The sequence below is a fragment of the Mesobacillus sp. genome (assembly GCF_057785455.1).
The window spans coordinates 53,505-80,269 of record NZ_JBYNSB010000017.1; the positions used below are offsets into that span (position 1 = coordinate 53,505).

Annotated in this window: 24 protein-coding genes; 1 reads left to right on the top strand and 23 read right to left on the bottom strand. The window is 44.3% G+C overall.

The window, feature by feature from the left end:
• Nucleotides 1–100: 100 nt before the first annotated feature.
• The 12 genes from AC3EBE_RS05945 to AC3EBE_RS06000 all read right to left on the bottom strand — a co-directional run bounded on the left by AC3EBE_RS05945 (nt 101) and on the right by AC3EBE_RS06000 (nt 13,274).
• Nucleotides 101–1,390, bottom strand: a complete 1,290-nt coding sequence (locus tag AC3EBE_RS05945; RefSeq protein ID WP_488594100.1) for an adenylosuccinate synthase — start codon at nt 1,388–1,390, stop codon at nt 101–103.
• A 195-nt stretch (nt 1,391–1,585) separates the two neighbouring features.
• Nucleotides 1,586–2,950 (bottom strand): replicative DNA helicase, encoded by a 1,365-nt coding sequence (dnaB, locus tag AC3EBE_RS05950; protein WP_488594101.1) that lies wholly within the window; start codon nt 2,948–2,950, stop codon nt 1,586–1,588.
• 159 nt (nt 2,951–3,109) lie between these two features.
• Nucleotides 3,110–3,556 (bottom strand): 50S ribosomal protein L9, encoded by a 447-nt coding sequence (rplI, locus tag AC3EBE_RS05955; RefSeq protein ID WP_488594102.1) that lies wholly within the window; start codon nt 3,554–3,556, stop codon nt 3,110–3,112.
• Nucleotides 3,553–5,526: a DHH family phosphoesterase gene (locus AC3EBE_RS05960; protein WP_488594103.1), complete on the bottom strand. Its 1,974-nt coding sequence runs from the start codon at nt 5,524–5,526 to the stop codon at nt 3,553–3,555. The genes rplI and AC3EBE_RS05960 overlap by 4 nt, the downstream gene beginning before the upstream one ends.
• 30 nt (nt 5,527–5,556) lie before the next feature.
• Nucleotides 5,557–6,498: a YybS family protein gene (locus tag AC3EBE_RS05965; RefSeq protein ID WP_488594104.1), complete on the bottom strand. Its 942-nt coding sequence runs from the start codon at nt 6,496–6,498 to the stop codon at nt 5,557–5,559.
• A 234-nt stretch (nt 6,499–6,732) separates the two neighbouring features.
• Entirely contained in the window at nt 6,733–6,969 is a 237-nt protein-coding gene (gene rpsR, locus AC3EBE_RS05970) for a 30S ribosomal protein S18 (RefSeq protein WP_031307629.1), read from the bottom strand.
• Nucleotides 6,970–7,019: 50 nt separating this feature from the next.
• Nucleotides 7,020–7,511, bottom strand: a complete 492-nt coding sequence (gene ssb / locus AC3EBE_RS05975) for a single-stranded DNA-binding protein (RefSeq protein WP_488594105.1) — start codon at nt 7,509–7,511, stop codon at nt 7,020–7,022.
• A 77-nt stretch (nt 7,512–7,588) separates the two neighbouring features.
• Complete coding sequence (rpsF, locus tag AC3EBE_RS05980; RefSeq protein ID WP_488594106.1) at nt 7,589–7,876, bottom strand: 30S ribosomal protein S6; 288 nt, start codon at nt 7,874–7,876, stop codon at nt 7,589–7,591.
• Between the two features lie 779 nt (nt 7,877–8,655).
• Complete coding sequence (gene ychF / locus AC3EBE_RS05985; protein ID WP_488594107.1) at nt 8,656–9,756, bottom strand: redox-regulated ATPase YchF; 1,101 nt, start codon at nt 9,754–9,756, stop codon at nt 8,656–8,658.
• 317 nt (nt 9,757–10,073) lie between these two features.
• Entirely contained in the window at nt 10,074–12,065 is a 1,992-nt protein-coding gene (locus tag AC3EBE_RS05990) for a molybdopterin-containing oxidoreductase family protein (RefSeq protein ID WP_488594108.1), read from the bottom strand.
• Between the two features lie 90 nt (nt 12,066–12,155).
• Nucleotides 12,156–12,350 carry a DUF951 domain-containing protein gene (locus AC3EBE_RS05995; RefSeq protein ID WP_488594109.1) on the bottom strand — a complete coding sequence of 65 codons (195 nt, stop codon included), beginning with the start codon at nt 12,348–12,350 and terminating at the stop codon, nt 12,156–12,158.
• Between the two features lie 15 nt (nt 12,351–12,365).
• On the bottom strand, nt 12,366–13,274 hold the full coding sequence (locus AC3EBE_RS06000; protein ID WP_488594110.1) for a mechanosensitive ion channel family protein: 909 nt from the start codon (nt 13,272–13,274) through the stop codon (nt 12,366–12,368).
• Nucleotides 13,275–13,668: 394 nt separating this feature from the next.
• Here AC3EBE_RS06000 and yyaC point away from each other — a divergent pair, with 394 nt between their 5' ends.
• Nucleotides 13,669–14,301, top strand: a complete 633-nt coding sequence (gene yyaC / locus AC3EBE_RS06005; RefSeq protein WP_488594111.1) for a spore protease YyaC — start codon at nt 13,669–13,671, stop codon at nt 14,299–14,301.
• 335 nt (nt 14,302–14,636) lie between these two features.
• On the opposite strand, the gene AC3EBE_RS06010 is transcribed toward yyaC, so the two are convergent.
• The 11 genes from AC3EBE_RS06010 to rpmH form a co-directional block, all read right to left on the bottom strand.
• Nucleotides 14,637–15,347, bottom strand: a complete 711-nt coding sequence (locus tag AC3EBE_RS06010; RefSeq protein WP_488594112.1) for a DUF554 domain-containing protein — start codon at nt 15,345–15,347, stop codon at nt 14,637–14,639.
• 324 nt (nt 15,348–15,671) lie between these two features.
• Nucleotides 15,672–16,520, bottom strand: a complete 849-nt coding sequence (locus tag AC3EBE_RS06015) for a ParB/RepB/Spo0J family partition protein (protein WP_488594113.1) — start codon at nt 16,518–16,520, stop codon at nt 15,672–15,674.
• Nucleotides 16,513–17,274 (bottom strand): ParA family protein, encoded by a 762-nt coding sequence (locus AC3EBE_RS06020; RefSeq protein WP_488594114.1) that lies wholly within the window; start codon nt 17,272–17,274, stop codon nt 16,513–16,515. The genes AC3EBE_RS06015 and AC3EBE_RS06020 overlap by 8 nt, the downstream gene beginning before the upstream one ends.
• 495 nt (nt 17,275–17,769) lie before the next feature.
• Nucleotides 17,770–18,654, bottom strand: a complete 885-nt coding sequence (gene noc / locus AC3EBE_RS06025) for a nucleoid occlusion protein (protein ID WP_488594115.1) — start codon at nt 18,652–18,654, stop codon at nt 17,770–17,772.
• 212 nt (nt 18,655–18,866) lie between these two features.
• Entirely contained in the window at nt 18,867–19,583 is a 717-nt protein-coding gene (gene rsmG / locus AC3EBE_RS06030; RefSeq protein ID WP_488594116.1) for a 16S rRNA (guanine(527)-N(7))-methyltransferase RsmG, read from the bottom strand.
• Between the two features lie 30 nt (nt 19,584–19,613).
• On the bottom strand, nt 19,614–21,503 hold the full coding sequence (gene mnmG, locus AC3EBE_RS06035; protein ID WP_488594129.1) for a tRNA uridine-5-carboxymethylaminomethyl(34) synthesis enzyme MnmG: 1,890 nt from the start codon (nt 21,501–21,503) through the stop codon (nt 19,614–19,616).
• Nucleotides 21,504–21,627: 124 nt separating this feature from the next.
• A complete protein-coding gene (gene mnmE / locus AC3EBE_RS06040) occupies nt 21,628–23,013 on the bottom strand; it encodes a tRNA uridine-5-carboxymethylaminomethyl(34) synthesis GTPase MnmE (protein ID WP_488594117.1) in 1,386 nt (461 codons plus the stop codon).
• Nucleotides 23,014–23,873: 860 nt separating this feature from the next.
• Complete coding sequence (gene jag / locus AC3EBE_RS06045; protein WP_488594118.1) at nt 23,874–24,494, bottom strand: RNA-binding cell elongation regulator Jag/EloR; 621 nt, start codon at nt 24,492–24,494, stop codon at nt 23,874–23,876.
• Nucleotides 24,491–25,270, bottom strand: a complete 780-nt coding sequence (gene spoIIIJ, locus AC3EBE_RS06050; RefSeq protein WP_488594119.1) for a YidC family membrane integrase SpoIIIJ — start codon at nt 25,268–25,270, stop codon at nt 24,491–24,493. The genes jag and spoIIIJ overlap by 4 nt, the downstream gene beginning before the upstream one ends.
• 170 nt (nt 25,271–25,440) lie before the next feature.
• A complete protein-coding gene (gene rnpA / locus AC3EBE_RS06055; protein ID WP_488594120.1) occupies nt 25,441–25,803 on the bottom strand; it encodes a ribonuclease P protein component in 363 nt (120 codons plus the stop codon).
• A gap of 196 nt (nt 25,804–25,999) precedes the next feature.
• Nucleotides 26,000–26,134: a 50S ribosomal protein L34 gene (gene rpmH, locus AC3EBE_RS06060; RefSeq protein ID WP_066059809.1), complete on the bottom strand. Its 135-nt coding sequence runs from the start codon at nt 26,132–26,134 to the stop codon at nt 26,000–26,002.
• Nucleotides 26,135–26,765 lie beyond the last annotated feature (631 nt).

Sequence of the window (26,765 nt, forward strand, 5' to 3'; positions counted from 1 at the left end):
TAACAGTGCCCTTTTTAAAAATTTTACTAGTACTAAGCATGCTTTTCTCGCATAAAAAACCCCCGCTCTTTAATGAGCGGAGGCCTGTTCAATAGCTTTATTATGATCTCCAAGGGCTGCGGACGACATTTGTCTGTGTGCGGTCTGGGCCAACTGAGAAGATTGAAAGCGGAATGCCTGTCAGCTGTGATACGCGCTCCAGATAGTGTCTAGCGTTCGCTGGCAGCTCATCTAGTGATTTGCAGCCTGTGATGTCTTCTGTCCAGCCTGGCAGCTCCTCATACACTGGCTCGCAGTCTGCCAGCATTTTAAGGCTAGCTGGGAATTCTTCGATCAATTCACCTTTGTAGCGGTAAGCTACACAGATTTTCAGTGTTTCGATGCCAGTCAATACATCAATAGAGTTCAATGATAAATCAGTGAGTCCGCTGACACGGCGGGCATGGCGGACAACGACGCTGTCGAACCAGCCTACACGGCGCGGACGGCCAGTCGTCGTACCGTACTCACGGCCGACTTCACGGATCTGGCTGCCGATTTCATTATCCAGCTCTGTTGGGAATGGACCATCTCCAACGCGTGTTGTGTAAGCCTTCGATACACCCACAATATGAGTGATTTTGGTTGGCCCGACACCAGAACCGATTGTCACTCCGCCAGCAACCGGGTTGGAGGATGTAACGAATGGATAAGTCCCCTGGTCGATATCAAGCATGACACCTTGCGCACCTTCGAAAAGAACACGGCGGCCTTCATCAAGCGCATCATTCAATACAACAGAAGTATCCACTACATAATGCTTGATTTGCTGTCCATACTCATAGTATTCATCAAGAATATCTTCAATCTTGAATCCTTCTGTTTCATAAATACGCTCAAACAGTCGGTTCTTCTCCTCAAGGTTGCGTGTCAGCTTTTCCTCGAATGATTCACGGTCAAGAAGGTCAGCAATACGGATGCCAACACGTGCAGCTTTATCCATATAAGCCGGGCCAATTCCCTTTTTCGTTGTTCCAATCTTATTGTCGCCCTTGCTCAGCTCTTCAACTTCGTCCAGTTTCAAGTGGTAAGGAAGAATGACGTGTGCACGGTTGCTGATTCGCAGATTATTTGTTGTGACGCCCTTATCGTGCAAATAAGCAAGTTCTTTTACAAGCGCCTTTGGATCAACGACCATCCCGTTGCCAATTACGCTAATTTTATCTTTATAAAAAATCCCGGATGGAATCAAATGCAATTTATATGTTTCGCCATTGAATTTAATTGTGTGACCAGCGTTGTTTCCACCCTGATAACGGGCAATTACTTCAGCATTTTCAGAAAGGAAATCGGTAATCTTTCCTTTACCTTCGTCTCCCCATTGTGTTCCAACCACTACTACAGATGTCATATAAAAAGCACCTCCAAAGGTATACGGTTCATTCAATCCCGTTTCAAACATATAAAGTTTACCAGCATTTAAGGGTAAAAGTCAATAAAACACGAACATTTTAATTGTGTTACAATTTATTTGTTCGTAATATACCATAAAACGATTTATCTTTATGTAAAAAAAGAGAATCAACCCTAATCGGGTCAATTCTCATTATGCCCCTGGTGGAGCGTATGATTCATCGTAACGATGTTCGATGTTGACGAATTTATTGTACTCTTTTACAAACGCAAGCTTTACTGTACCGACTGGGCCGTTACGCTGCTTTGCGATAATGATTTCAATTATGTTTCGATCTTCGGATTCCTTATCATAGTAATCATCACGATATAGGAACGCTACAATATCGGCATCCTGCTCGATCGATCCGGATTCACGGATATCAGACATCATCGGACGCTTGTCCTGGCGTTGTTCGACACCACGGGAGAGCTGAGACAATGCAATAACAGGCACCTGCAGTTCACGTGCCAGCTGCTTCAGGGAACGTGAGATTTCGGATACTTCCTGCTGACGGTTTTCGCCCGAACGGCCGCTACCGAGAATCAGCTGCAAGTAGTCGATCATGATCATGCCCAGGCCGTGCTCCTGCTTAAGACGGCGGCATTTTGAGCGGATGTCGGTGATCCTGACACCAGGTGTATCATCGATGAAAATACCTGCGTTCGACAGGCTCCCCATTGCCATCGTCAGCTTGCCCCAGTCTTCATCCGTTAGGGATCCTGTACGCAGTCTCTGGGCATCGATATTTCCTTCAGCACAGAGCACACGCATGACGAGCTGCTCTGCACCCATCTCAAGACTGAAAATCGCTACATTCTCGCCTGTTTTCTTGGCAACATTCTGGGCGATATTCAGGGCGAAGGCTGTTTTACCCACTGACGGACGGGCCCCTACGATAATAAGATCATTTCTTTGGAAACCTGCAGTCATTCGGTCCAGCTCAGTGAATCCCGTTTCCAGTCCTGTAATATCACCTTTACGGTTGTGCATTTCCTCGATATTATCGTAGGTACGAACAAGAACATCCTTAATATTGTGGAAGCTTCCGGAATTTTTACGCTGGGCAACCTCCATGATGCTTTTTTCCGCTTCGGCGAGCAGGGCTTCTACTTCATCTTCGCGCATATAGCCATCTTCGGCAATGCCTGAAGCGGTACGGATCAGCCTTCTCAATAAGGCCTTTTCTTCTACGATTCTAGCATAATACTCTATATTTGCTGCGGTCGGTACAGACGCAGCCAGCTCACTTAAATAACTTACTCCGCCAACATCCTCGATCAGCTTGGAAGAAGCAAGCTCCTCCGTCACCGTTACCAGGTCAATGGCTTTCCCTTTATCACTCAAATCCAGCATGACATTAAAGATCTTCTGGTGCGCAACACGATAAAAATCATCTGGAAGCAAAATTTCTGAAGCAAGAGTCAAAGCTGATGGCTCTAAAAAAATCGCACCAAGCACGGCTTGTTCCGCTTCCATATTTTGCGGCGGTAACCGATCCGCAAATAACTCACTCATCTGCCTGCCCCCTTACAGTCTTTCAAAAATTATCTCTATATGTTAATTCGTTGAGTTTCCAAACAAGGCACAATAGAAAAAAGTGACCAGCCATTACCGATCACCATTTTCCTGTAACTATATTATTTTATCATGTTTATGACTATATGGAACTGTAAATTATTTTCCTTCTTTTACATGAACATTTAAAGTAGCCTGAACTTCTTTATGAAGCTTGACCGGAACCTTTGTGTAGCCAAGTGTGCGGATTGCATCCATTTCGATTTTACGCTTATCAAGCTTGATTCCGTGAGCTTTTTGCAGTTCATCAGCAACTTGCTTGCTTGTGATGGAGCCAAATAGGCGGCCGTCTTCTCCGGATTTCGCTGTTAACTCGACTGTTACTTTCTCAATGGTTTCTTTTAGAGCTTTGGCATCCTCAAGCTCCTGCTGGGCAATCTTTTCTTCCTTCTTTTGCTGCGCATTCAGAGAGCTCATAGCACCCGCATTGGCTTCGACTGCAAGGCCTTGCTTTATAAGGAAATTATGTGCATAGCCATCTGCTACATTTTTGATTTCGCCTTTTTTGCCTTTACCCTTAACATCCTTCAAAAAGATTACTTTCATTCTTTATTTCCCCCTTCAAGATATTCATCAATTGCATTTGTCAGCATATTCTCTGCCTCATCCATAGGTATATCATACAACTGGGTAGCAGCATTAGTTAAATGCCCGCCGCCTTCCAGCTGCTCCATGATCACCTGGACATTGATTTCGCCAAGTGATCTTGCACTGATGCCCACAGTATGGTCAGTTTTCTTGGAAATGACGAATGAAGCCGAGACTCCATCCATCGTAAGAAGTGTATCAGCTGCCTGGGCAATCAGCACCTGGTCGCAGTATACATCCTCTTTCCCTTTCGAGATGACGATGCCATCTCTGTAAAAATAAACATTCTCGATGATTTTTGCTCTTTTAATATACGTATTGATATCTTCCTTCAGGAACTTCTGCACAAGTACTGTATCGGCTCCATGGCTTCGCAGGTAGGAGGCCGCATCAAAGGTACGGGCACCAGTTCTTAAAGTGAAGCTCTTTGTATCAACAATGATCCCGGCCAATAAGGCTGTAGCCTCAAGCATCTGGATTTTCCCATTCTTAGGCTGGTATTCAAGCAGCTCGGTCACAAGCTCCGCTGTCGAGGACGCATAAGGCTCCATATAAACAAGCAAAGGGTTTTTAATGAATTCTTCTCCCCTGCGGTGATGGTCGATCACAATGACATTTTCGATCCTGTTCAACAGTCTTTCATCAATCACGAGCGATGGTTTATGAGTATCAACCACAACTAGCAGTGTGTCATCTGACGCAATTTCATATGCCTGCTCAGGTGAAATGAAGCGGGAATACAGCGCCTCATTTTGCTTAATTTCCTCCATGAGCCTCTGCACGCCAGTATCAATCTCATTTTTATTAAAAACAATAAAGCCCTCGCGTTTATTCATCTGTGCGACCTTCAGGATACCGATGGCAGATCCGATGGCATCCATATCAGGGTTCTTATGCCCCATGATCAATACCTTGTCACTCTCGACCACAAGCTCCTTCAGTGCATGGGAGATGACCCTAGCCCTAACCCTTGTGCGCTTTTCCACTGGATTCGTCTTGCCGCCGTAAAATTTCACCTTTCCATTCGGCTGCTTGATCGCAACCTGGTCGCCGCCGCGGCCTAAAGCCAGGTCAAGGCTGGATTGAGCCTGCGCACCAAGCTCCGGCAGGGAGGAAAGGCCAGTGCCTACGCCAATACTCAAAGTCAGCGGCACATTTTGCTTAGAGGTTGTTTCGCGAACTTCATCCAGGATGGTGAACTTCCCTCTTTCAAGCAAAAGAAGGATATGTTCACTGAACACGGCAATGAACCGTTCCGATGAAACCCTTTTAAGGAAAACACCATTATTGGTGGCCCACTTATTTAAAATAGACGTTACAAGGCTATTCAAGCTGCTCTTCGTCTGGTCATCCATTCCCTGCGTCAATTCCTCGTAGTTGTCGAGATAAATATACGCAAGTACCGTTCTTTCATCATTGTACATCTTTTCTATTTCTGCCTGTTCCGTTACATCAAAGAAATAGAGAAGCCGTTCCTCCGGCTTATGGATCACCCTGAACTTCCTGTCATGGAGTGAAATGATCTCCGTTTCGACTTCCTGTTTGATCAATGGAATGACAGCATCTGCTACATCATATAAAGATCTGCCGACTAAAGTATCCTCATTGAAACAGGACGCAATGAAAGGGTTGGTCCATTCAATATAATAATCATCATTGATCAGCATGATCCCAATCGGCATTTCCATCAGTGCTTCCTCGCCGACCTTCTTAACCCTGTAGGATAGCGTAGAAATATACTCTTCAGTTTCTTGTTTTATTTTATGATTCACTTGAAAGATAAAATAAATCAGGAGGCCGGTGAGAAGGAAACCTGCTGCCCCTATAATCCAGTTATAGTATGACAGTACGCCAATAAGCACCAGTATTACGGCCATCAATCCATATAATGGATAGCGTATTTGCCGCCTCTCTAAATAAGAAGGCATGTGCTCAGCTCCTAAAGCAGTAGTTTCGGATTACTTCTTCTCCCCAAGACGTTTTCTTAAGTCAAATCCTAAATCAATTATACCTAATATCCGGACAATATAAAGTACAAATGGCAAGAGGAAAACAAGGACAAGTGCAACAATTGGCACAGCCTTAGGGTAACCTTTGGCATGAGTGATATAAAAGATGAATGACAACCCCTGGAGGACCATCAGCATTTGCAGGATAAAGGACAGGTTCGTAATGACCCAATACCAATAAGTTCCCTGTTCAGGCTGAAGGAGAATGCCTATAATCATGGTCAATAGATAATACCATAAAATGCTCTTTGGCAGGCTTAATTCCCTAAAAGGCCGCCATTGTGGCACTTTGATTCCAAATCGTTTCAATAACGGGAAGGAAGCAAGCTGGATGATGAACACCAGCAGGAATGATGCCATGACGAACATGCTCGGCACCAGTGTTTCCATCAAATCAACCATCGCTTCGAATTGCTGAATCATTTTCTCATCAGGAGTCTGTCCAAATTGCTCCAGCATCTTGATTGACTGGTCGATCGAAAGACGGAAGGTTTCCATGAGCTCATCAATGAAGTTAATTTTAAACAGCACTACTGAAAGTGCATATTGAAGCACCAGGTTGATAAGAAAAACAACCGAACCTGCCATGAAACTGGCAAACCGGCTCTTCCCTACCCTGATCATGTAACCCATTACAGCTCCTGTCGTTCCATATGCCAACGCAATCGGAATCGCAAGGAAGGAGCCAAGGATCATGGACAAAAGCACCCCTGCCACTGTAAAAACACCTGTACTTTTCACATCGTGCTTCGCCCCAAAGAACAGGAACGGCAAAGCGACAAAGAAATTAGCTATTAGTCCAAGTCCTGGAATATACAAAGTAATCAGAAGCAAAACAGCAAAGATGGCCAGAAGGATCGCACCTTCTGTCAGTTTATATGTATTTTTCATAATTCACCCCTTCACCCGCAGTGAAAATTCAACAAGTATATAGAATAGTTCTTCGCAGCCAAAATAAAACAAACATATAAGAACTATTTTATCTTCTAAGCAGAGGACAATCAACCGAAGTGCCAGGTTTGAGGCGAAAGATAAAGAAACTCGCCTAATTTTGAAGAAAAAGGCGCAGGTTTCATAATAATATAAAAGGCAGCGGGAAGCCCGCTGCCTTTTATGAACCGATCATTATTCGCCTGAAACGTATGGCAGTAATGCCATTTGACGAGAACGTTTGATTGCAACTGTCAATTTACGCTGATATTTAGCGCTAGTTCCAGTTACACGACGTGGTAAAATCTTACCTCGTTCTGAGATGAATTTTTTAAGAAGATCAGTATCTTTATAATCAATCTTAGTAATTCCGTTTGCTGTGAAGTAGCAAACCTTACGGCGTTTTGCACGTCCGCCTCTGCGTCCACCCATTGCCATGGTCATTTCCCTCCTTGTGAATTTTATTTAAGTCCGAGTATATATTAGAATGGAAGATCGTCATCTGAGATATCGATTTGGCCGCCACCTGCAAATGGATCTTCATCTACTTTATAACTGTTTTGGCGTTGATTCTGATTCCCGAAAGGAGAACCTTGATCATTTTGGCGGGAATAATCCCCTCTGTCAGACCCTCTGTCAGAGGATTGACCTTGTCCCTTTGGCTCAAGGAACTGAACGCTCTCAGCAAGAACTTCTGTAACGTAAACACGTTTACCATCTTGTCCCTCATAGCTGCGAGTTTGGACACGTCCGTCAACACCAGCAAGGCTGCCCTTCTTAAGGAAGTTAGCAACATTTTCGGCTGGACGGCGCCAAACTACACAGTTAATGAAATCTGCTTCTCTCTCTCCCTGCTGGTTCGTAAATGCACGATTTACTGCCAGAGTAAAAGTAGCGACTGCAACTCCATTTGGTGTGAAACGCAATTCAGGATCCTTGGTCAAACGGCCAACAAGAATGACACGATTCATCATCAGAATCAACTCCTTCCCCCTCAGCTCTATCCGTTTCACGTGAAACATCTAGGCCGAAAGTTTATATCAATTTTATATTATTCTTCTTCTTTAATAACGATGTGGCGAAGGATATCTTCGCTGATCTTAGCAAGACGAGAGAATTCTTCGACTGCAGCTGGCTCAGCATTTACTTTTACAAGCTGGTAGTAGCCATCACGAAAATCGTTGATTTCATAAGCAAGACGGCGTTTGCCCCATTCCTTAGCTTCTGAAACTTCCGCACCGTTATCTGTTAAAATTCCACTGAAACGCTCAGTAAGAGCCTTTTTAGCTTCCTCTTCAATATTTGGGCGGATGATGTACATAATTTCGTACTTTCTCATCACTGTCACCTCCTTTTGGTCTAAACGGCCCCATTACAGGGCAAGGAGTAATTGTTTAATTACTCACAAGATGAAATTATATCATAGAGTTATCCCAAAAGCAATGATATGTAAAGTGGTTTACTTCTTACTGCTTTGCGCCTCTTTTTATAGACTTTAACTCTATATAAAAATACTAACATATGTTCGTGTTTTTGTCCAAGCTTTTGGTTTGAATTTTAGGTCTTTTAAACAAGACTGTTGATTTTCATTCCAGGTGCTTCGCTTTCCGCGGGGCTGGCGCTGAGCCTCCTCGTCGCTTTGCTCCTGCGGGGTAAATTGGCCCCTTCCTTTCAGGCCATTTCTACCTAGGTCTCACCTGTCCAGCTGCCCCCGCAGGAGTCTGCGCACCTTCCACTACGATCAACAGAGGTTAAAATTAACATCCTGTTTTATCAGAGCCTTATATTAAAAACAATTTAAAAGGTTTGGATGTTTCTTTTAAGCAAATTCCAGTAACACAATTCTTAAAGTAAAGGCTCTGTTAATCAAGGCTGTTGATTTTTGTTCCAGGCGCTTCGCTTTCCTCGGGGCGTGCGCTGAGCCTCCTCGTCGCTTCGCTTCTGCGGGGTAAAATGGCCCTTCTTCTCAGGCCATTTCTACCTAGGTCTCACTTGCCCGCTAAATCCCGAAGGAGTCTACGCGCCTTCCACTACAATCAACAGGGGTTAAAAATCAACATTCAGCTTTAACAGAGCCAAAGTAAAAAAGCCCTGCATATTTCTGCAGGGCTTTGGTCATTAAACGTTAAAGCGGAAGTGGATGATATCTCCGTCTTTCACTTCATATTCTTTGCCTTCAAGGCGGACCTTTCCGGCTTCTTTTGCAGCTGTCATCGAGCCTGCAGCAAGCAGGTCATCGTAATGGACTGTCTCTGCACGGATAAAACCGCGTTCAAAGTCAGAATGGATGACTCCGGCACATTGAGGTGCCTTCATACCGCGGCGGAATGTCCATGCGCGTACTTCCTGGACGCCAGCTGTGAAGTACGTCGCCAAACCAAGGAGGCTGTAAGCAGCACGGATCAGCTGGTCAAGGCCAGACTCCTCTATGCCAAGTTCCTCGAGGAACATCGCTTTTTCATCGCCTTCAAGCTCAGCGATTTCTTCTTCGATCTTCGCACAAATTACGATTACTTCAGCATTTTCCTTCGCTGCAAATTCACGAACCTTTTGAACATATTCATTGTTGTTTGGATCTGCAACTTCATCTTCACTTACGTTTGCTACATAAAGCATTGGCTTGATCGTCAGCAGATGAAGATGTTTAACAATCTTCATTTCTTCGTCAGTGAACTCAATCGCGCGTGCAGGCTGTTCCGCTTCAAATGCCTCACGAAGTCGGGCCAGGATTGGAAACTCGATAGCTGCTTCCTTATCTTTTTGCTTGGCAAGCTTTTCAACACGGCCAATTCTTTTTTCAACTGATTCAAGGTCAGCAAGAATCAATTCAAGGTTAATAACCTCGATATCAGAAATAGGATCCACTTTACCTGCAACGTGGGTAATATTATCATCAGCAAAGCATCTTACTACCTGGCAAATTGCATCAACCTGGCGAATATGTGAAAGGAACTTGTTTCCTAGACCTTCACCCTTACTCGCACCTTTAACGATTCCGGCAATATCAGTAAATTCAAAAGCTGTCGGCACAGTCTTTTTCGGCTGTACAAGCTCGGTCAATTTAGTTAATCGATGGTCAGGAACTTCAACAATCCCTACGTTAGGGTCGATCGTACAGAAAGGATAGTTCGCAGATTCTGCGCCAGCCTGAGTAATCGCATTGAACAAAGTTGATTTCCCTACGTTCGGAAGTCCAACAATACCTGCTGTTAAGGCCATCCATGTCACTCCTCTATTTAAAAATGTATCTATTCAAGCAAGAATCACCTAAACGATTTTTTCCTCTCACAATTATAGTGATTACGACCGGAAAAGACAAGCTTGTAAAAGGAAGCACCCAGTTCCGCAAACAAAATTCGAACATTGCTTCTCATTTGTTTATTGGGGGAAAGTTCCTGCTATTAATTACAGTGTCATTGTTGACCTTTTTTCCTACACTCCTCGAATTTCGCTCAAATTCCCAATCAAATCAGCAACCCGTTCTCCATCCACTGCAAAAATAGAAAGCCGCACTCTTCACAAAGTGCGGCCTAGCTTTATTCTTTTTCCACTTTTTCAATATTCACGAGGCAGTCGTACAGGGTGCTTCCCTGGCCGTTATCAGACTCCCGGCTTGAGGTCAGCTGATTGACGGATCCCCCAAACCTCGCGCTCAGGCCTTCATCGATATTGACTGTCCCAGGATGAGCATTCTTCATAATGGATACGTAGCCTTTAATCTGGCCGCGGTCATTCCAAACACGGACATAATCATGGTTGTCCAGCCCCTTATCCGCAGCTACACTCTCTGCTATTTCCACCTTCACAAACGGCTTCGGTTCAAACAGCTGAAAGTGCTGAGAGTGGTTCGACCGCAGTGGATGGATTGTCAGCAAGGTGTATGGATATTTTTTTGCGAGTGCCGGATTACTCCACTTTGTTTCTGTCGGCAGGGACAGTGTCAATTTTCCATTATCCGAGGTGAATTCAAATTTCCCGCTTGGAGTTTTAAACTTGCGGTCACTCCATGGAATTTTATCAACAGGCAGCTCGGCAAATTTCTCCTCGCGAATTTTATCGAGGGTAACTCCTTTTTCCTGCATTGAGGAGAGCCCCATTCTGATGAATTCTTCCCTTGTAAAATCAAATTCCTCACCAAAGCCGAGGCGCTTCGCCAATTCAGCCCAGATCCAGGCATCTGGCTTTGCCTCGCCCGGCGGTTCGACAAGCTTGGGACCATGGTTCACATAGTGATGGTACATCGACGAATAATAAATATCTTCTGTTTCGAATACCGTGGCTGCGGGAAGAACATAATCTGCCAGCAAGGCAGTGTCAGTCATGAACTGGTCAATCACCACCAGGGTCTCCAGATAAGAGAATGCCTCTTTCACCCTTTTCGTATCCGGGACCTGGGTTAATGGATTTCCACAAGTGACAATCCCCATTTTAATTTCAGGATTGATAGCTGTTAAAATTTCTTCTGCCTGGCGCATCATCGTAAAGGTACGGGATGATGTCTTGCGATGTGACATCGTCATTTCGCCAAAAGCAAAACTTTGGCCGACCTGCTTGTTGGCATAATTGGCTCCTCCGCCTGGAATCCCGATGTTCCCGCTGACTGCGACCAGTGCATCAAGCAATCTGATCGTATTGCCGCCATTTTCATAGCGCTGCATTCCAAGCCCAATTATCGAGGAAACCGGCTTTTCGGCGTAAATCTCCGCAAGATGGGTGATCGTTTCTGCAGGCACTTCTGTCAGCTCACTGACATATTCCAGAGTGATGCTGTCCAGCAGCTTCTTTAAGTCGGAATATCCCACTGTATGATTTGCTAAAAATTGTTCATCCTGAAGATTCAATCTCAGTAATTCCTTCATGATTCCCGCAGCCAGAAGTCCGTCGAACCCTGGCTTGATGGAGATATATTCATCCGCTATTTTTGCAGTAGCATTGTAAATCGGATCTATTACATATAATTTAGTGCCGTTTTTTTTCACTGATTGCAGGTTCTGGTATAAGTGCATATTGGTGCGGGCGACATTCCTGCCCCAAACCACAATATGCCTGCTATTTTTCAAGTCCTCGGGTGCATGGCTGTAAGCATCACCGAAATCCCAATTCTGCGCCTCAATCCCTGAGCCCCAGCAAATGGACCCCGTCAGCTCCGTAACCCCGCCATAGAGATTGAAGAATCGGCTGTCCAGATTGGAAAGCAGCCCGCTGTTGGCGTAATCATGGCTGTGCAGCACAGAAACAGTGCCGAAGTTTTCTTTATAATAAGCAAGTTTCGCAGCTATTTCATCCAGTGCTTGTTCCCAGGAAATCTGCTCAAATCTGTTCCCAGTCTTTTTCAAAGGATATAGCAGCCGTTCCTGTGAATTCGTACGGTTTTCCAGCATCCTGCCGCGCCCGCAAATCTTCCCCTTTGTGATTGGGTGTTCAGGATTGCCCTCCACCTTGGTCACTTTTCCATCTTCGACGGTAACAAGGAAACCGCAGCTATCCCAGCAGTTTAGCGGACAAGCTGAGTGGTGTACTGTTGCCAACTCCTCATCTCCCTCTCTCTATCTATTTAGTCAATCTAAATATATTTTATTAATAAGAATAATATAGAAACCATAAAAAAAGAAGCAGGTTTATTCTTCCTGCTTCGATAAAAGTTTTTTTACTTTTCGGGTGAATTCTTTTCTAGGGATCAAAACACTGTGCTGGCAGCCTTCACATTTAATTCGGATATCCATGCCAAGGCGGATGATTTTCCACTTATTCGTACCGCATGGATGTGGTTTCTTCATTTCAACAACATCATTCAGCTGATATTCGTGCTCCAATTTCAAAACCTCCAATTATTGTCCCAATTCTTTCTGAGCCCCGCCCTCGTGGCGAGAGTACATGACCATTCGCGGGAATGGGATTTCAATTCCATGCTGGTCAAGGACCAGCTTAATATCCTTGCGAAGCTGCCTACCAATATACCAGTGCTTCATTGGCAGAGTTTCCGCAACAATGCGGAGCACTACCTCTGACGCTCCGAATTGCTGTACGCCAAGGAGTTCAGGAGTCTTAACAAGCTCAGGGTATTTTTCCATTGTTGTGCCCAGGTATTCCTGCAGCACTTTTTCCGCATACTCGATATCGCCTTCATAAGCAATCCCGATATCCAGGACTGAGACACTGTTATACAAGGAGAAGTTGGTAACTTCTACAATGCTTCCGTTCGGCAGGATATTAATTTCGCCTGTAAAGCTTTTAATCTTCGTCGTCCGCAATCCGATTTCCTCTACGGTCCCCTCAAATTGGCCAATTCTTACATAGTCGCCAACCGAAAATTGATCTTCAAAGATAATGAAGAAACCAGTAATGATGTCTTTAACAAGGCTTTGCGCTCCAAAGCCCACAGCAAGGCCGACAATACCTGCTCCTGCCAGCATGGCCTGGACATTGATCGTCAATGCCGAAAGAATCATCATAATCGATATGAAATAAACAACATAGGAAAGGATATTTTCAAGCAGCTTCATCAGCGTTGCCTCACGACGCTCGGAAATCCTTAGTGGAGCTTTCGTCCGGACCTTGAAAAAATTATGGATGGCGAGCTTGCCAATCCGGATCAGCAACCCGGAAATAATCAGGATTGCAATGATTTTCAGGACACTTTCACCGATGGCAAACCAAAGGTTTTCATCCATCAATTTTTTGCTGAATGTACTTAAAAACGCTTCTGTCCTTGTCAAACTTTTCTCTGCTGCGCTCATAATTCCACCTGCCTGAAGAAATTTCAACTCATTCGCTGCATCTCCATATATTAATCGGCTTTAGTTAACAAAAATGCCATATGAAAAAGCTCAATAGAAACAAAACTATTTTATCAATTTTTATAATGGATATAAAGAATAGCTACTACCTGTATTTTAAAACGAACACCAATAACACTATTTCACTATATTACAATAACAATAACACTTTCGAATAGAGACCTTCACAGTAATTTGCATAATAATTTCCGGCATCCACCCACTAGGTATTTTTACCCTGTCCTTTCTATTCCTGCTTCAAAAGACCGTGTTTAAATCTTTCTGTTTACAGGTATGTATAGATTACAAAAAAAGTCCGTATACTGATAGTACGAATTTGTAAGGAGTGGATCCAATGAATCTCAAAAACCATTTTTTCGAGCGAAAAAGCAGTGTATCGAAAATATATCATGAGGATGATCAGGCAGCTGAAAAGCTCGGAGCTGAACTGCTGAACCTCTTGCCTGATTTCACTGCCCGTCCTATCGTATTTGTCTGTATCGGCACCGACCGCTCCACTGGTGATTCATTAGGCCCACTGATTGGCACCCTCCTTGAAGAAAAGGATATCTCTCCTTTTTATGTATACGGAACACTTGATGACCCAATCCATGCAGTAAATATGGAGGAAAAATTGGCGGAAATCAAGCGGAAACATTTCAATCCCTTTATCATTGGCATCGATGCCTGCCTGGGACGCTTAAAAAGTGTCGGATCCATCCAGGTAGGAAATGGACCGGTCAAGCCAGGCGCCGGAGTCAATAAGGAACTTCCCGAAGTCGGGAATATCCATATTACAGGAATTGTAAATGTGAGCGGGTTTATGGAATTCTTTGTACTGCAGAATACGAGGCTGAATCTGGTTCTGAAAATGGCTAAGACGATTGCAAATGGGATAATTGAGAGCAGCCTGCAATTCCCAAAGAAGCAGGAGTGGCCAAAATTAAGCTGGGATCTCGAAACGGAACAGCCTACTGTGGCTGAATAAGCAAAAGGAAGGATTCGTATGATGATCCTTCCTTTTTGTTTTAGGCTCCCTTAAACAAGGCTGTTGATTTTCGTTCCAGTCGCTTCGCTTTCCGCGGGGCTGGCGCTGAGCCTCCTCGTCGCTTTGCTCCTGCGGGGTAAAATGGCCCCTTCTTTCGGGCCATTTCTACCGGGGTCTCACCTGTCCAGCTGCGCCCGCAGGACATTGAATGGGCTTCCTCGAGTTTGCCCACGCACGATGGAAATGCGATAGCATTTTCGGAGGAGTCTACGCGCCTTCCACTACAATCAACAGGAGTTAAAAAAAAGCAGTCTTAAATATAGCCATATTTTATATTAAAATCCACCAATACTATGTGTTATAGCTACTAGTGCGGCTGTCACTACAATGCCTGGCAGCAGGTTTGCGACCCTGATTTTTGTCAGTCCGGTCAAATTCAGGCCGATTGCAAAAATCATCACTCCACCGGTTGCGGTAAGTTCCAGGATAAAGCTGTCCATTACAGCCTGGGGAATGAACTTGTCAATCTGGGTGGCAAACAACGCGATTGTTCCCTGATAAAGCATGACTGGAATGGCTGAAAAAAGAACACCGATTCCCAGTGTAGTCGTCAAAATCAACGCGGTAAAACCGTCAATGATCGCCTTTGTATACAGGACATCATGGTCTCCCCGGATCCCGCTGTCCAGTGCCCCGATAATCGCCATGGCACCAATTACAAAAATCAGGGTGGCCGTCACAAACCCCTGGGATATGCTTCCTTCCCCCTTGGAGCCGAGTCTTCTCTCAAGCCAGTCCCCGACTGCATTCAGTTTATCTTCTAGCTTCATAGCTTCTCCAATGACTGCCCCAATTACAAGGCTTAAAATAACGATCAGGAAATTGGCACTTTTGAAGCCCATCTGCAACCCTAAAACCATGACAGAAAGGCCGATACCGTGCATGACTGTCGCTTTCATATTCTCCGGAATCCTCGTCAGCATCCTTCCTAGCAAGGTTCCTGTGATAATCAATAAACCATTCACAATGGTGCCTAATAAGAACATTTTTTATTTCACCTATTTTTTCTTTTATTTTTCTTAAATAACAAGGACAAGTATGTAAATACTATATTTGGAAATGAAGGACCTTAGTTCGTCTCAATATAAATTAAAGGATCTGTTAAACGCGGCTGTTGATTTTCGTTCCAGGCGCTTCGCTTTCCTCGGGGCGTGGGGTGATCCTCCTCGTCGCTTTGCTCCTGCGGGGTCTCACCTGCCCGCTTCATCCCGAAGGAGTCTTCGCGCCTGGAACGAAGAGCAACAGGGTAAAAAATCAACATTCAGCTTTAACACAGCCAAATTAAAAAAAGAAGCCATCATAATGATAGCTTAAGAGTTTTGCTGGTCGAGCATCTCAAGGATTCGTTCAAGGTCATCCTTGGAGAAGAATTCGATTTCTATCTTTCCTTTATTCTTGGTTTGCTTGATGTTGACAGTTGTACCAAATCGTTCACGAAGCGAAGTCTCACGTTCGCGAATAAAGACATCTTTCTTGTCTTTTTCCTTTTTTGTTTCACGTGGAACAATCTCATTCATCTGCTGAATCAGCTGCTCAAGCTGGCGGACATTCAAGCCTTCCTTCAGGATACGGTCAACCAGTGGCCCCAGCTTATCCTTTTTCCTTAACCCAAGCAAGGCACGGCCATGTCCCATCGATATCTTGCCATCCGAAATCAGCTGCTGGATCATTGGAGGCAATGACAGCAGACGAATATGGTTTGCCAGATGCGGCCTGCTTTTGCCGAGCCTTTTTGCCAGCTCTTCCTGGGTAAGCTTAAGCTTTTCCATTAAGGTCTGGTAGGCAATCCCTTCTTCGATTGGATTCAGGTCCTCACGCTGGAGGTTCTCAAGCACTGCCAGCTCCATCATTTGCTGCTCATTCAATTCACGGACTACGGCAGGGACTTTATCAAACTTGGCCGCCTTTGCTGCGCGGAAACGTCTTTCCCCAACTACTATTTCATAGCCCTTGATCGTCTTTCTTACGATGATTGGCTGAAGGATCCCGTGTTCGAGGATCGAAAGCTTTAATTCTTCAATTGCTTCTTCCTGGAAAACCTTTCGTGGTTGATAAGGATTCGGCCTTATTTCTTTGATGCTGATTTCCTGGACTTTTTCATCCTTTTCAGCCTCTGTGTTAAAAAAAGCATTCAAACCTTTTCCTAAGCCTTTAGCCATTTGCAACCACTTCCTTTGCAAGATCTAAGTAAACCTCAGCCCCGCGGGACTTCGGATCATAAATGATAATAGGCTCTCCATGGCTTGGAGCTTCACTTAGACGGACATTCCTTGGAATTACAGTTTTATAGACTTTATCCTGGAAGTATTTCTTCACTTCCTCAATGACTTGAAGACCTAAATTTGTACGGGCATCAAGCATTGTCAGCAGGACACCTTCTATTTTAAGATCCTGGTTCAGGTGCTTTTGGACCAGTCGTACTGTATTAAGAAGCTGGCTTAAACCTTCAAGCGCATAATATTCACATTGTACTGGAATAATGACTGCATCTGAGGCTGTCAAAGCATTCAAAGTCAATAAACCAAGGGATGGAGGACAATCAATCAAAATATAATCGAAGCTGTCTTTCACTTCTTCAAGAGCGCGCTTAAGACGGACTTCCCTCGAAATCGTAGGCACCAGCTCAATCTCTGCCCCTGCAAGCTGGATCGTTGCAGGAATCGTATACAGATTCTCTACAGAGGTTGGATGGATGACAGATTGTGCTTCCACATCGTCCACCAGCACATCATATATACATTGCTCCACATCCGCTTTCTCGATGCCCACTCCGCTTGTGCCGTTTCCCTGTGGATCTACATCAACTAAAAGCACTTTCTTCCCTATGTATGCAAGGCATGCGCCTAAGTTTACTGAGGTAGTCGTTTTCCCGACTCCGCCTTTTTGATTCGCAATCGCAATAATCTTCCCCACATTGTCACCTACTTTCAAACCCATAAAATAACTTATAAAGCTTATGCAATCATTGAAATACTAAATTAAAGCCTTTTCTCTCTAAAAAAACCGAAAAAAGGCAATCATGTATTCTATTTTAGCATGAATTAACATAGTTTATGGAATTTTTCTGAAAAAGAAATAAAGCGGTAATATAATCTGGTAAACTATTAGTTTCATCAGGAATTCGCTGTCTCAACTCCGGGAAGCTTATTTTAATACAGCCATAATAAAAAAACGAGAGACAGCATGTCCCCCGCTTCGAATTATCTATATAGGTTGAACTTAGGTTCTCCTATTTGCCTGATGATTTGCGCTCCAGGCACTTCGCTTTCCTCGGGGCGTGCGGTGAGCCTCCTCGTCGCTGCGCTCCTGCGGGGTCTCACCTGCCCGCTGCATCCCGAAGGAGTCTTCGTGCCTTCCGCTCCAATCAAAAAGTTTAAAAATATAATTTTTAAGTGCAACTTATATAGTTTATTTCTTTTTCGGAATGCGAATCGTGAATTGGTAAAATTCATCGAATTCTTCTTCTTCCGAGTCGAGATTGATTCCGCTGTCTGAGACCATTGTCAGCGATTGGCGGATGGTATTAACCGCAATTCGCATGTCCTTGCTGAAGGCCTTCCGCTTTGGTTTTGGTTTTTCCTCATTTTGGCTTAAAAGCTTGACGACGCGTTCTTCAGTCTGCTTGACGTTCAAGGACTTCTCAATGATTTCCGCAAGCAGCTGAACCTGCAGCTGCGGATTTTTCAACGGAATCAGCGAACGCGCATGACGCTCGGTTATCAGCTTATTCAGCAGGGCATCCTGAACTTCCTGGGGAAGCTTTAACAGCCTGAGTTTATTGGCAACCGTCGATTGGCCTTTCCCCAGTCTTTGGGCTAAAGCCTCCTGGGTAAGGTTATGGATTTCCAGCAATTTACCATAAGCCATTGCTTCTTCAATCGGGGATAATTCCTCCCGCTGAAGATTTTCAATCAAGGCAACTGATGCTGTCTCAGAATCTGATAAATTCTTGATAATGGCGGGAACTTCTTCCCACTCCAATTTTTTCATTGCCCGCCAGCGGCGTTCTCCGGCAATGATTTCAAACTTATCCTGATCGTATTCCCGCACAACGATCGGCTGGATGACTCCATGTATGTGAATGGTCCGTGCCAATTCTTCAATTTTTTCATCATCAAAAACAGTTCTTGGCTGGTATCTATTTGGAATAATATGATCAATCGGGATTTTCCTGATTTCTTCATTCTCTACGCTGTCAAGATCCTCAACTGTTTGTTCAACTTCCACTTCGACTTCAACCCGTTCTTTTTCCTTATCCCCAAGGCCAAAAAAGCGAGAAAAAGAAGGCTTCATCACCCTACACCACCTTTATGAACTCCCTACTACATATTCTCTATAAAAATGACAAGTTCCTGCTTATAGACTCTATTATAAACTAAAACTATTATTCAAAATAGGACAAAAAGCGCAACCATCCTGCTCCATCCCAACCCTGGAGCCCCGAAAAAAAGTTTTCGACAGGATCAGCAAGGGACGGAATGGACAGGCCCTGAAACGGTAAAGTTCTATTCTATTGGCGTTTTATTCGGAGTTCCTGGTTTTCTCGGATATTGTTTTGGTGTCGGTTTAATCTTATTGATGACCAGGATATTTCGTTCGCTCTCTTCAACAGGCAGTCTGAAGGAATGGACAGCTTCCAGTTCCCCTCCAAGTACCTTGATTGCTTTTTCGCCAACCTGCAGCTCCTCGCCAGCCTGATTGCCTTTCATGGCGATGAATGTGCCGCCAGACTTCACTAATGGCAGGCAAAGCTCACTGAGGACGGACATCCTTGCCACTGCTCTCGCCATTACGACTTCATACTTTTCGCGATGGGCTGGATTTTTCCCGAACGTTTCTGCCCGGTCATGGATGAAGTTCGTATTTTCAAGCCCCAGTTCCTTTGAAAGATGCTCCAGGAAAGTAATCCGCTTGTTAAGAGAGTCAACAATTGTCACCTTCAGTTCCGGAAAAGCAATTTTCAGCGGAATGCTTGGAAAACCGGCGCCAGCTCCTACATCGCACAAGTTGAGCGGCTTATTGAAATCAAAATAGAAGGCTGCAGAAACGGAATCGTAGAAATGCTTCAAGTACACCTCAGGTTTTTCTGTTATCGCAGTCAAATTCATCTTTTCATTCCACTCAACGAGCAGCTGGTAATACTTTTCATACTGCTCCATTTGCCTTGGAGAAAGGTCGATTCCCTTCTCAGCCAGCATTGCTTTAAACTGATCTGTATTCATAAGCCAACCCTTTCTGTCCATGCTGCTGGATTAATTGCTGGTAGTCCGCGCAATGCGCCCCTGCTCCAGATATACCAGCAGGATTGAAATATCCGCTGGGTTAACGCCTGAGATTCTTGATGCCTGTGCCAGTGTCAGCGGTCGTACTTCTTTAAGCTTTTGGCGCGCTTCATTCGCTAGGCTTGAAACTGCATCATAATCGATATCTTCCGGGATTTTCTTGTCTTCCATCTTCTTCAGGCGCTCTACCTGCTGAAGGGATTTCTCGATGTATCCTTCATACTTAATCTGAATTTCTGTCTGTTCTTCCGTTTCGAAATCCAATTCAACATCCGCTGGCACTAATTGCTTGATGTGCTGATACGAAGCCTCCGGACGCTTCAGAAGGTCCGAAGCACGGATTCCATCCTTCAATTCACTGCCGCCCATGGAACGGATCAGTTCCTGTACTTCTGCTGTCGGCTTGATGATGATGGATCGGAGTCTTTCTTTTTCAGCTTCAATTGCTTCTTTTTTCGCTAAAAATTTCTGGTAACGCTCTTCAGGAATAAGGCCGATTTCATATCCGAGATCCGTTAAACGAAGGTCGGCATTGTCATGGCGAAGCAGCAGACGATATTCTGCACGGGAAGTCAATAAACGGTAAGGTTCATTCGTGCCCTTTGTGACAAGGTCATCAATCAAAACACCGATATACGCATCCGCTCTGCTAAGGATGACCTCTTCCTTGTCCAGCGCTCTTCTTCCGGCATTGATTCCAGCCATCAGACCCTGTCCAGCTGCCTCTTCATAACCTGATGTTCCATTAATCTGGCCGGCAGTGTAGAGGTTTTTCACCTTTTTAGTCTCTAATGTTGGCCATAGCTGTGTCGGTACAATTGCATCATACTCAATCGCATAACCCGCACGCATCATCTGCACATTTTCAAGACCAGGAATCGTCTGAAGGATCCTGTGCTGTACATCCTCAGGCAAACTTGTCGACAGACCCTGGACATAAACCTCCTGGGTATTCCTGCCTTCGGGCTCAAGGAAAATCTGGTGGCGCGGCTTATCGTTAAAGCGGACAACCTTATCCTCGATGGATGGGCAGTAACGAGGGCCTGTACCCTTGATCATGCCTGAATACATCGGTGAGCGATGAAGATTATCATCAATCAGCTGATGGGTGCGTTCATTTGTATATGTCAGCCAGCATGGGAGCTGATCTGTAATGAATTTGGTTGTTTCATATGAAAACGCGCGGTGGACATCGTCACCAGGCTGAATTTCTGTTTTATCATAATCGATGGTATTGCTGTGGACGCGCGGCGGCGTACCTGTTTTAAAACGAACCAGATCGAAGCCAAGCTCTTCCAGATGTTCAGAAAGCTTGATGGATGGCTGCTGATTGTTCGGGCCGCTTGAATATTTCAATTCGCCAAGGATGATTTCCCCGCGCAAATAGGTTCCTGTTGTGATGACTACTGTTTTTGAACGGTAGGCGGCGCCTGTTTTCGTGATAACGCCTTTACATTCGCCGTCCTCGACAATCAGGGTTTCAACCATGCCCTGGATCATCGTCAGGTTCTTTTCTTCTTCTAGTGTTTTCTTCATTTCATGCTGGTAATCAAACTTATCAGCCTGAGCCCTCAATGCGCGCACTGCAGGACCTTTTCCAGTATTCAGCATCCTCATCTGGATGTAGGTTTTATCAATATTGCGGCCCATTTCGCCGCCAAGGGCATCGATTTCACGAACAACGATCCCTTTTGCTGGTCCGCCGATTGACGGATTACATGGCATAAATGCAACCATATCAAGATTGATGGTAATTACAGCCGTTTTCGCACCCATACGGGCCGCCGCAAGCGCAGCTTCAACTCCCGCGTGGCCGGCCCCGACTACAACAACATCAAAATTTCCGGCTTCATATTGCATCATGCTGCCTCCTTTTTATAAAAGCACAATCATTTTAGTCCTTCCCTTTCAAAAGGGATCCTGACACTATAGCTTGTATTTTTTCATTATTTTGTGCCGGCTGCTCAGCAGCAGACTTTATATGTTATTTTCCAAGACAGAATTGAGAGAACAGCTGATCAATCAGGCTTTCATGGACGCTTTCACCAATAATTTCACCGAGCAGCTCCCAGGAACGAGTCAGGTCGATCTGGACAATATCGATTGGTGTTCCCATTTCTACTCCATTGATTGCTTCTTCAATAGAATGTACGGCCTGGTTAAGAAGGGCAATATGGCGGCTGTTCGAAACATACGTAAGGTCGCCTGATTCAATCGCACCTGAGAAAAACAGGCTGGAAATGGCTTCTTCCAGCTCATCGACACCTTTATCTTCCAATAAAGAAGTCGTTACGAGCGGATAATCCCTGGCAAGCTCTTTTACCTCGTCCATATTGATTTTCTGCGGCAGGTCTGTCTTATTGACAATCACAATGACATCCATGCCTTCAACCGCTTTGAAAATATTCCTGTCCTCTTCCGAAAGCTCGTCCGAGTAGTTCAGAACCAGCAGGATCAAATCCGCTTCCTTCAGGACCTGGCGCGAACGCTCAACCCCAATTCTCTCAACGATATCTTCCGTTTCGCGGATTCCCGCGGTATCAAGAAGCCGCAAAGGAACTCCTCTGACATTTACATATTCCTCGATGACATCCCTTGTCGTTCCAGGAATATCGGTAACAATCGCTTTATTTTCATGCACAAGACTGTTCAGCAACGAGGATTTCCCGACGTTCGGACGGCCGACGATAACGGTAGACAGACCTTCCCTTAGGATTTTTCCCTGCTGGGAAGTCTGCAGCAATTTTTCAAGCTCAGCTAGTACATACTTCGCTTTTTCCAAAAGCATATTGTGCGTCATTTCCTCGACATCGTCGTATTCCGGATAATCGATGTTCACTTCTACATGTGCGAGGATTTCAAGGATTTCCTGGCGAAGCTTTTGGATCAGCCTTGATAATCGCCCCTCCATCTGCCCAAGTGCCAGATTCATTGCACGGTCGGTTTTCGCCCTGATTAAGTCGATGACTGCCTCAGCCTGCGAAAGGTCGATCCTTCCATTTAAAAAAGCCCGTTTTGTAAATTCCCCCGGCTCAGCCAGCCTCGCTCCCTGATTAAGAACAAGCTGGAGCACACGATTTACAGAAACAAGACCCCCATGGCAATTGATTTCGACTACATCCTCTTTTGTGAAGGTTTTAGGCCCTCTCATCACAGAGACCATAACTTCCTCGGCAACTTGTCCACTCTTCGGGTCAATTAAATGACCATAGTGAATCGTATGGGAGGCAACCTCAGTCAGCTTTTTGCTTCCCACTCCCCTAAACAGGCGATCCGCAATTTCGAAAGCCTGGTCGCCGCTCAAACGGACAATCGCAATCGCACCTTCACCCATTGGCGTTGAAATCGCCGCAATAGTATCAAATTCCACTTGCTTCACCCCATTTCATTTCCGATTATTTATATAAAATCAACGTAAGTTTGTTTTCTACAAATTACTAGAATACCACATCATTTTCCTGAAAAAAAGAAACTCATCCTAAAACTTCGAATTTATCCACAACTTTAAAATTAGACTTCTTTAATTTTAACTTATCCACATGTGAATAACAATAAAACCAGATAACGAAATAATTGATTTTTGCGCAGGGCTGTGGAAAAGTTTTTTTGCGTTATTTTAGTAGAACTTTATGTGGAAATTTAGAAGGAAAATTACCGCAATGTAGTTTTAATTGAGTGGAAGATTTTTATAAGGGACTCCTTATTATCTGTGGTATGAACCTTACGAATCGGTTTCGTATTTCCGTTTTGTTTGATGATTTGATCTGGAATCACGCTAAATTGAAATATATTTTATTTTACCGAGCGATTTTGGAGAAATATTTTAACTGGAAAGACGTATTTTTGTGGACTATGGTCCCCATTCGGCAGCTTCAACTAAAATCCCGCAACCTAAACTTGATACTTCTTTACTTTTTGTCCAAATCCCTCAACTTCACCTCGTATTTCCCTATCCTCTTATTCAAATGCTGGTCTCCACCTTGTATTACGCAACTTTTTTGAGGACTCCCTCCATCTCAACCTGGTATTCAGCATTTTTTTATCGAAATCCCTCAACTTTTACCTGGTATTCCGCAATCTTTTGTCGAAATCCCGCAACCTCTCCCTCGTATTCCGCAACTTTTTGTCGAAATCCCGCAAACTGGAAAAAACCGCTGATTTTTTCCAGCTAAACCGCTTCATACGCACCACAAAAAACCCCGATTCGCAATGAATCGGGGTTTTTCACTATTATTTCGATGGCGCAATTACGATATGTCGGTGCGGTTCTGTGCCATCAGAATAGGTTTTGATTTTCTTGTTTGACATCAATGCAGTATGAATCACTTTTCGTTCATACGAAGGCATAGGTTCCAGTGCGACAGTCTGGCCCGTTCTGACTGCTTTTTGCGCAAGGCGTTCGGCAAGCTGGACGAGTGTGTCGTTCCGGCGCTTGCGGTACTCCTCAGCATCAAGCACTACAGTCGTATACTGTTCTGCAAAACGGTTCATCACCAGCTGCGTCAAAAATTGAAGGGAATTCAAGGTTTGGCCGCGTTTTCCGATCAACAAAGCGATTTTTTCGCCAGTGAGCGTGAATAACACGGTCTTTCCTTCCCTTTTTACTTCGACATCAACCGGAGCTCCAAGCTGTTCCCCCACTGATTTTAAATATTTGACTGCTTCTTCGACTGCATCGATCTTCACTGTTACCTTGACAACAGCTGGACGAGTGCCGAAAAGACCAAATATTCCTTTTTTGCCTTCATCAATTACATCAATCTCTGTGCGGTCTTTGGTTGTCTTTAATTGAGCTAAAGCTGATTCTACTGCTTCGTCGACGTTTTGTCCTGTAGCAGTTATCTGTCTCACTTTTTAGTTGCTCCTCCCGCATTGCCGGCAGCCTTTGCTTTTTTAAGATCCGGCCCTTTAATAAAGTATGTTTGACCAATCATGAATAGGTTACCTACAACCCAGTACAATGAAAGTGCTGCTGGGAAGTTGATAGCAAAAACAACGATCATGATCGGCATCAGCCAAAGCATCATGGCCATTTGCGGATTGCCTTCCTGTCCGGCCATCATCATTTTTTGCTGAATAAAAGTAGTTATACCAGCCACAATCGGCAGAATGTAGAATGGATCCGGTGAACCTAAATCGAACCATAAGAAATTATGTTCAGCAATTTCCCTGGTTCTTGAAATCGCATGATAGAAACCAATTAAAATCGGCATTTGCACTAAAAGCGGGAAACACCCTGCAAGCGGATTAACACCATGCTGCTGGAAAAGTGCCATCGTTTCCTGCTGAAGCTTTTGCTGGGTCTTCTGGTCCTTGGAGCTGTATTTTTCCTTTAGTTTAGCCATTTCCGGCTGCAATGCCTGCATCGCCTTTGAGCTTTTCGTTTGCTTAATCATCAGCGGCAGAATTGCAAAACGGATGATCAGGGTAACAGCAATAATCGATAAACCGAAGCTGCCCCCAAGCCAGCCAGCCATCTTCACGATCAAAAGTGACAATGGATAAACAATGTACTCATTCCAAAAACCCTTACTTTCAGGCGTGATCGGCTGATTATATTCTGTACAGCCAGTCAGTACGGACATGACTAAGAGCAAGCCCACTATCAATAATATTCTTTTTTTCAAGCTTTATTTCCTCCTCGCTTCGAGAACATTTCATATATTTTAAGTGCTTGTCCCATAAATAATTATGTACTCATTGGCCCAAACATGATGCAGAATGCAATTTAAGAGTATTTTATCATTTTTTAATAGGAAGCGCTTTTAAAAAAATGAAAATCACTAAATAATTTGCCTCATTCAGTATCTCCAGGTTTCGGCTTCTTCAAAACCTTCCCGACCTTTAAAACATGCTCAAGGCTTTTCTTTATATCATGCATGCCCATTTCTGCGGTAGGCTTGCGGGCAATGATGATATAGTCGTTACCTGTATGTACCCGGTCCTGAATTTCATGGAAGGATTGGCGGACGTACCGCTTGATTTGATTGCGGACCACAGCATTTCCCAGCTTCTTGCTGACCGAAAGGCCGATCCGGAAATTTTCCTGCTCCGGTTTCTTCAGTATATAAACGACAAATTGCCGATTGGCAACAGACTTTCCTTTTTTAAAAGCTTCCTGGAATTCTTTATTCTTCTTGACTCTGAACTCTTTTTTCATTTAATAGACACCTTCATTTCTCGATGGATCGTATTCTCTGTTTACACAGGCTGGTTTTGGAACAGCGCGATGCCAAGTGATTCGCATTTTAACCTATATGGATCCCAAATATCCAGCTGCAAAGCCATTTTCCTGTGAAAACAGCCCAAAAATAGTATTGCCCAAAGAGAAAAAAGACCACTGACATTTCAGTGGCCTAAGCTGATAATACTTTTCTTCCTTTGCGACGACGGCGAGCAAGAACCTTACGGCCATTTGCACTGCTCATGCGAGAACGGAATCCGTGAACTTTGCTGTGTTTACGCTTATTTGGTTGATAAGTACGTTTCATATATGTTACACCTCCCTGAGGAATAGCTGTTACAGACAGTCTTTGTAATTATAAAGATGACCATAGGATATTGTCAAGTGCCTATTCGGAAATCGAGAGGATTAATTGGTGAAGAAAAATAGGGATAAGTATGCTGCTTCCTCTCTAATTTCAGGCTATGGGAGTTCCGTTATGGCTGGATAGAAAATTAAACAGAAAGATTTGTTAACCAGGCTATTTATTGTCGATCCAGCCGATTGCTTACCTTTCCATTTAAAAAATCTTCTGTATTTTAAGCTGTTTATTTTAATTCCAGGTGTTTCACCTTGCTGAAGAATTAAGCAGATTTTTCTTGGCGAAGGCGCTGAAAACGCAGGACTATGAATGGGATTCCTCGAGTTTGCCCACTCGCTATGGAAATGCGATAGCATTTTCGGAGGAGTCTGCGCACCTTCCGCTCAAATACAAAAGGTTTGAAAATCTGCATTCTGCTTTAACAAGAACTAAAAAGGAACTTTTCTTTGGGCTGGCGCTTTGCCCTCACATAACGCACTACAATTCCCCTCGAATTAAACTCCGGCATAATTAAAAAATGCCAGAACCTTCCGAAGGAGTTCCGAAAGCCTCCTAGTGACCAAAAATTCTGTTCGTA